The following is a 1,647-nucleotide window of genomic DNA, read 5'->3' on the forward strand; positions in this document are numbered from 1 at the left end:
CACCCGGTGGCACGCGCCGCGCCGAGAACAAGGGTGTGGGTCAGCTCGGCGTGAGGAGGCAGAACTCGTTGCCCTCCGGGTCGGCGAGGACCTTCCACGGCACGTCGCCGTCGCCCAGGTCGACGGCGGTGGCGCCGAGAGACCGCAGTCTGGCCGCCTCGGCCTCCAGGTCGTCACCCGGATAGGGGCGGACGTCGAGATGGACGCGGTTCCACACCGTCTTCACGTCGGGAGTGCGGAGAAACTGCAGATAGGGGCCCACGCCCTTGGCCGAGCGCAGCACCGCGCTGTCCTCGGTCACCTTGTGCACGGTCCAGTCCATGGCCTCGCCCCAGAAACGGGCCATGACCCGCGGATCCGCGCAGTCGACAACCACCGAGGCGATCGGTCCGGTGTCGTCGTAGAGCGAGTCCAGCACGCAGAACTCGTTGCCCTCCGGGTCGGCCATGACCGTCCACGGCACGTCGCCCTGGCCCACGTCGGCGAGCGTCGCGCCGAGACCCTTCAGTCGCGCCACCACCTCCGCCTGGTGGGCCGCCGAGGTGGTGGCCAGGTCGACGTGCACGCGGTTCTTCACCGTCTTGGGTTCCGGGGAGACGACGATGTCGACGCAGACGGCGACGGGATCGGGGTAGACGAAGCCCTCGGGTTCGAGGTTGGTGACACCCGGGCCCTCGCTGGAGATTCCCCAGCCGAGCGCTTTTGCCCAGAAACCGCCCAGGGCGGAGTCGTCCCGAGCCTTCATGTTGATCTGTACCAGCCGCGTTGCCATGCCGACGATGCTATGCGGACGCGCGGCCGGTGCGAACGACCGCCGAGATCGTCGCGCCACACGCGGTGCTGCCCCGGGAGAGCACCGACGTCCCGACGCGCTGATCGCAGGAGCGGGTGGCGGGCCGGTTGGACAACGGCCGCGCCGGTCGGTCAGAGTGGTCCGCCGTGAGATACCTGCGCAGCGGTGGTCCCGCCGCCATCCGGCGACCCCGACCCGCCGACGTCGACGAGTTCGTGGCGGCCGCCCTGCGCAGCCGGGACCTGCACCACCCGTGGCTGGCCGCGCCGGCGACCCCGCAGGAGTACGACCGCTACCTGCGCCGCATCCGTCGCCGGGACAGCGCCGGCTACCTGATCTGCGACCGGGCCAGCGGCGCGATCGCCGGCTACGTGAACATCAGCGGCATCGTGCTGGGCGCGCTGCGCGGCGGTTACCTGGGGTACGCGGCGTTCGAGCCGTACAGCGGCACCGGGCACGCCTCGACGGGCGTCGCGCTGGTGATCGACCACGCGTTCACGACAGCCGGGCTGCACCGCCTGGAGGCGAACATCCAGCCGGGCAACGAACCGTCGCGGCGGGTGGCCCGGAAGCTCGGCTTCCGCCTGGAGGGCTTCTCCCCGGACTACCTGTTCATCGACGGCGCGTGGCGCGACCACGAACGCTGGGCCATAACCGCCCCCACCCCACCTCTCACCCCCACCCCGCCTCCCGCGTGATCAAGAGGTTCGCGTCACCGACACCGGCGTGTCGTGACGCAAACCTCTTGATCAACGGGACGGGACGGCGGGGGCGGCGGGAGGGCGGGGTGGGGGCGGTTATGGCCCAGCGTTCGTGGTCGCGCCACGCGCCGTCGATGAACAGGTAGTCCGGGG

The 1,647-nt window shown here is 71.2% G+C and carries 2 protein-coding genes; one reads left to right on the forward strand and one right to left on the reverse strand.

Annotated features, from left to right (window positions below):
• Positions 1–40: 40 nt before the first annotated feature.
• Positions 41–772 (reverse strand): VOC family protein, encoded by a 732-nt coding sequence (locus AB0J68_RS32040; protein WP_354862657.1) that lies wholly within the window; start codon positions 770–772, stop codon positions 41–43.
• A gap of 167 nt (positions 773–939) precedes the next feature.
• Between AB0J68_RS32040 and AB0J68_RS32045 the strand changes: the two genes are divergently transcribed.
• Positions 940–1,491: a GNAT family protein gene (locus AB0J68_RS32045; protein WP_354862659.1), complete on the forward strand. Its 552-nt coding sequence runs from the start codon at positions 940–942 to the stop codon at positions 1,489–1,491.
• The last annotated feature ends 156 nt before the right edge of the window (positions 1,492–1,647 follow it).

This window comes from Micromonospora sp. NPDC049580, from assembly GCF_040675595.1.
GTDB lineage: Bacteria > Actinomycetota > Actinomycetes > Mycobacteriales > Micromonosporaceae > Micromonospora.